Source organism: Mesorhizobium sp. M7A.F.Ca.US.005.03.2.1 (genome assembly GCF_003997795.1).
Classification (GTDB): Bacteria; Pseudomonadota; Alphaproteobacteria; order Rhizobiales; family Rhizobiaceae; genus Mesorhizobium; species Mesorhizobium ciceri.
Genome location: NZ_RZRP01000482.1, coordinates 1 through 4,824, shown reverse-complemented (window position 1 = coordinate 4,824; position 4,824 = coordinate 1). Strand labels below are relative to the sequence as shown.

General features: G+C 62.1%; 5 protein-coding genes. 1 reads left to right on the top strand and 4 read right to left on the bottom strand.

Going from position 1 to position 4,824, the window contains the following annotated elements:
- Positions 1–1,696: NADH:flavin oxidoreductase (locus EN991_RS23575; protein WP_127369659.1), on the bottom strand; the 1,696-nt coding region annotated here is incomplete at its 3' end.
- Positions 1,697–1,797: 101 nt separating this feature from the next.
- On the opposite strand from EN991_RS23575, the gene queF reads away from it, so the two are divergent.
- Positions 1,798–2,259, top strand: coding sequence for a preQ(1) synthase (gene queF / locus EN991_RS23570; protein WP_010915503.1), 462 nt, complete (start codon positions 1,798–1,800; stop codon positions 2,257–2,259).
- Between the two features lie 9 nt (positions 2,260–2,268).
- Here queF and EN991_RS23565 read toward each other — a convergent pair whose 3' ends face one another.
- The 3 genes from EN991_RS23565 to EN991_RS23555 all read right to left on the bottom strand — a co-directional run.
- The gene (locus EN991_RS23565) at positions 2,269–2,880 is read right to left on the bottom strand and encodes a hypothetical protein (protein ID WP_127369658.1); all 612 of its coding nucleotides are present in this window, start codon (positions 2,878–2,880) and stop codon (positions 2,269–2,271) included.
- A 4-nt stretch (positions 2,881–2,884) separates the two neighbouring features.
- Positions 2,885–3,364, bottom strand: coding sequence for a DUF3828 domain-containing protein (locus EN991_RS23560; RefSeq protein ID WP_064994159.1), 480 nt, complete (start codon positions 3,362–3,364; stop codon positions 2,885–2,887).
- Between the two features lie 96 nt (positions 3,365–3,460).
- The coding region (locus EN991_RS23555) for an ABC transporter substrate-binding protein (RefSeq protein WP_164769331.1) at positions 3,461–4,824 on the bottom strand (1,364 nt) is incomplete at its 5' end.

Here is a 4,824-nt window from a genome sequence, read left to right as displayed (position 1 = left end):
CCTTTTCCTGAAAGGCGCGCATATACGGCACATGGTTCATGCCGCCCATTTCCGGGGCAAAGAAACGTTCGGGCGAGACAAGTTCGAGTTTCGAGCCGGCATTGGCGATCAGTTCGGCGGCGCCCATGCCCTGATGGCCGCCATTGTCGTCATAGAGCAGTACATTTTCGGCCGGCTTGACGCTGCCGGCCATGATGTCCCAGCTTGAGGTGACAAGATTGTCGCCGGCCGTCAGCGGCGGGTTCTGCGGCAGGCCCCCGGTGGCGACCACCACCACGTCGGGTGACAGCGCCAGAACATCGTCCTTCTCCGCCCAGGTGTCGTAGCGGATCTCGACGCCGAGCCGGGCGAGTTCGGCCAGCCGCCAGTCGATGATGCCGATCAGCTCCTTGCGGCGCGGGTTCTGCGTCGCCAGTCGAATTTGGCCGCCGGCCTGGCTCGATGCTTCAAGCACCGTCACCTTGTGGCCGCGCTCGGCTGCGACCCGCGCAACCTCCAGCCCGCCGGCGCCGGCTCCGATGACCACGATTTTCTGCTTCGGTCCTTCGGTCTTGACGATGATATGCGGGATTTCGGCCTCGCGGCCAGTCGCGGCATTGTGGACGCAAAGCGCTTCGCCGCCCTCATAAATGCGGTCGAGACAATAGGTGGCGCCCACGCACGGGCGGATCTCATGCTCGCGGCCCTCCATCACCTTTTTGATGATGTGCGGATCGGCGATATGGGCGCGGGTCATGCCGACCATGTCGAGCTTGCCGGTGGCAATGGCGTGGCGTGCGGTGGCCACGTCGGATATGCGCGCCGCGTGGAAGGTCGGGAATTTCGTCGCCGCCCTCACCTCTCCGGCGAAATCGAGATGCGGCGACGAGCGCATACCGGCCACCGGTATGACCTTGGTCAGCGCCGCGTCGCTTTCGATCGAGCCGCGGATGATGTTGAGGAAATCGACCTTGCCGGAATTGGCCAGCCGCCCGGCGATCTCGATGCCCTCCTGTTTGGACAGGCCTTTTTCGAAATCTTCGTCAGCGACCATGCGGATGCCGACGACGAATTTCTCGCCGACCGACGCACGCACGGCATCAAGCACCATGTTGGTGAAGCGCAGGCGGTTGTCGAGCGAGCCGCCGAATTCGTCGTCGCGATGGTTGGTGGCCGGCGACCAGAAGCCGTCCATCAGATGGCCGTAGGATTCGAACTCGATGCCGTCCAGGCCGGCGGCCTGACAGCGCTGGGCGGCCGAAGCATAGTCGGCGACGATGCGCTCGATGTCCCAGTCCTCGATGGTTTTCGGGAATGCGCGATGCGCCGGCTCACGCACCGGCGAGGCCGAGAGTACCGGCAGCCAGTCGGCCTTGTTCCAGCCGGTACGGCGGCCGAGATGGGTGATCTGGATCATCACCTTGCAGTCGTGCTCGTGGCAGGCATCGGCGAGCTCGGCCAGCCACGGCACGATCCTGTCGTCATAGACATGCAGATTGCCGAAAGCGGCCGGGCTGTCGCGCGAGACGATCGCCGAGCCGGCGGTCATGGTCAGCGCCATGCCTCCCCTAGCCTTCTCGGCATGGTAGAGCCGGTAGCGCTCTTTCGGCATGCCGTCCTCGGAATAGGCCGGCTCATGGCTGGTCGACATGACCCGGTTCTTCAGCGTCAGATGTTTGAGCTGGTAGGGCTGGAGAAGCGGATCGTTGGAGGTCATCGTCTTCCTGCGGTTTCAAATTGTGCTAATGAGCGGCAAAATTCGTTTTCAAGCATGTCGTCCCGCACGCACTCCGGGCGCATGCGACAAGGATTGGGCCCATGATCGACACCAAAACTCTCACCCAGCTCGGTGCGCACGTCGAGACGCCACAAAGCCCCGAAGCAGCGGTCCTGGAGACCGTACCGTTTTCGCGCGGCGACGGGCCGCCGGCGATCGTGCGCTTCACCTGCCCGGAATTCACCTCGCTGTGCCCGGTCACCGGCCAACCGGACTTCGCCCATATCGTCATCGACTACGCACCCGATGCGGCTCTGGTGGAATCGAAGTCGCTCAAGCTGTTCATGACCTCGTTTCGCAACCATGGCGCCTTCCATGAAGACTGCACCGTCATGATCGGCCGCCGCATCGTGGCGGCAACCAAGCCGCTGTGGTTGCGCATAGGCGGCTATTGGTATCCACGCGGCGGCATTCCGATCGATGTGTTCTGGCAAACCGGCGCTCCGCCGGAAGGCGCCTGGCTCCCCGACACCGGGGTGGCGCCCTATCGCGGGCGGGGTTGAGCTCGCCCATCATTCGCACTGATATTGGCTGAGTGCCCATTCGCCGGTCACCGACAACAGGTCCGTGATCTTCCAGTCGCCATCGACCTTCTTGAATTTCCATTCCAGCCGGTGCGGGTTGCCCGATATGACGAAGGCGACGATGACCTTGGCCTGGTCACCGTTGATCGCCTCGAGCGTCTTCAGGCTCTTGTCTATCTCGGCCTTGTCGTAATCGGCATTGTCGAGCGCCATGTTGGGGTCGAGGCACTCGCCCTGCCCGGATTTGCGCAAGGCGTCGCTCTTGTCGAGCACGGTTTTGGCCGGATCGATGAAATGGCTTCGCTCGGCCGGATCGATCTCCAGCCCGACCTGACCGTAAAACGGCCGCACCACGGCGGTCGGCGAGCCCGGCTGGATCGGTGCGGCGGGCGCGGCTTCGGCCGGCGACCATCCAACCGGCGGCGTGGCCGGTTCTGCCGCTCCGCCCGGCGCATTTGCGGGCGGTGCAGCGCTGTCGCTCGGCTGGGTGTCGGCCGGGGCGTTTGCCGGCGGCGCACCCAACAAGCCTTGCGCGGCGGCGCCGCTCAGAGCCGCCAGCAGGCACACACCCGACAGTGCCACGAACCGGCCGTGGGCCATCGCTTCACTCCGGCGTCTGGCCGGCCATGCATTCCAGCGCGCTGAGCGTCCAGTCGCTGGTTTTGGAAGCGATGTCCGATATCTTCCACTTGCCGTCGATCTTCTTGAGCGACCAGAGCATTTCACGTTTGGAATCATCGCCTTCCGGAAACAGGCTGAAGGATGCCGTGACCTGTGCGTTGTCGCCATCCTGCTTCTCAGACAGTTTCAGCGTTTTCGAGACGGTTTTCTGATCGAAATCCTGAGCGTCGAGACCAGGATCGAAATCGATGCAGGCGACCTGGTCCGGGTTCTTTTTCGTTGCCTGGTCGTTCAGCTCGAACAGTTTCGTCACCGGTTCGGTGAACCGGTCCCGATATTGTTCGTCGGCCTCGAACTTGACCGCCGGGGCATAGAAGAACTTCACCGCGTCGGACGCCGGTCCGGCGACGGCTCCGGCCGGCAGGGCTATCGAAAGGGCGGCAACGATCACTGTCAGTCGCATGCAGAATCTCCGGCTTTTGACGGCTTGAGCCTATCAACACCACGTATCCTGCATATCGGCTTTTTTGCGGCTCATGAAGTCCTGCAGCACCTTGTTTCAGCCGTCCAGCCAGACGTTCTGAAGGTCCATCTCGAATGTCTGGTGGACACCATAGTTCTTCACCTTCTTGCTCATGTGGCTGTAGAGCTTCTGCCAGAAGGGCTGAATAATGACGCCCGAATCCTGCAGGATCTGCTCGACATCCTTCATGACCTCGCGTCGTTTCTCCACGTCGATGAGCGAAAGCGCCTGCTTGAGCTTGGCATCGAAATCGGGGTTGGAATATGCCGATTCATTCCAGGCCTCGCCGGTGCGATAGCCGAGCGCCAGCACCTGCACGCCAAGCGGGCGCATGTACCAGATCGTCATCGAATAGGGATATTTCGTCCAGTCGTTCCAGAAGGTCGAACCCGGCAGCACCGTGCGCTTCACCTTGATCCCGGCATCGCGCAACTGGCCGGCAATGGCGTCGCCGGTATTCTTCTGCCAATCGTCCTCGATGGTGATCAGCTCATGCTCGAAGTCGGCCTGTCCGGCTTCCGCCATCAGCTTCTTGGCGCCGGCGGCGTCGCGTGTCTTATTGGGCAGCGCATAGTATTCCGGATGGATCGGGGCGACGTGGTGGTTTTCACCAGGGGTGCCTCGCCCGGCATAACCGAGTTCGAGGACCGCATTGTTGTCGACGGCCATTTGCAGGGCGTTGCGCACCCGCTTGTCGTCATAGGGCTTGTGGGTGATGTTGGTGCGGGCAACCAGCGTCGTCGCCGTCGCCACCTCCGATTTCACCAGATCCATCTTGTCGAGAATGTCGATGAAGTCGGCGGGCGACTCGAAATTGAGGTCGATCTCACCGGATTCGAACGCGTTCACGGTGGCGTTGAAATCGGTGCCGTAGTCGACGAACTCGACGCTGTCGAGCGGCGCCTCACCACCCCACCATTTGCCATTCTCACGACGCTTGACGACCGCCTTCTGGCCGACATCGTAGGAGACCAGTTCGAACGGTCCCGTGCCGATCGGCTTCTTGATCGGATCGGCACCGTCGGCATCGAAGCTGCGATGGACGACGAGCGCCGGATAGTCGGTGAAATTCGGGATCAGCGAAATGTCTGGTTCGCTTAACTTCAGCTTGACCGTATTGTCGTCGACCTTGGTGATCGCGCCATCCCTGGCCTTGCCGGTCTTTGCGTCGATCAGCGCGCCGACCCGGGCGGCCATGGAATTGCCGGCGACATTCTTCTCGCACCAGCGGGTCAGATTGTGAGCGACGTCATCGGCGTTGAAGGCATCGCCATTATTCCACGTGATGCCCTTGCGCACATGCAGCACGTATTCGGTGGCGTCGTCGTTGATATCCCAGCTTTCGAGCAGGACCGGCTCGAAGGTGAATTGCCTGGTATAGCGGACAAGCGGCTCCAGCC

Coding starts and splice junctions, on each gene's coding strand:
- queF (WP_010915503.1), top strand. CDS start 1,798: ATGATCGACACCAAAACTCTCACCCAGCTCGGTGCGCACGTCGAGACG.
- EN991_RS23565 (WP_127369658.1), bottom strand. CDS start 2,880: ATGGCCCACGGCCGGTTCGTGGCACTGTCGGGTGTGTGCCTGCTGGCG.
- EN991_RS23560 (WP_064994159.1), bottom strand. CDS start 3,364: ATGCGACTGACAGTGATCGTTGCCGCCCTTTCGATAGCCCTGCCGGCC.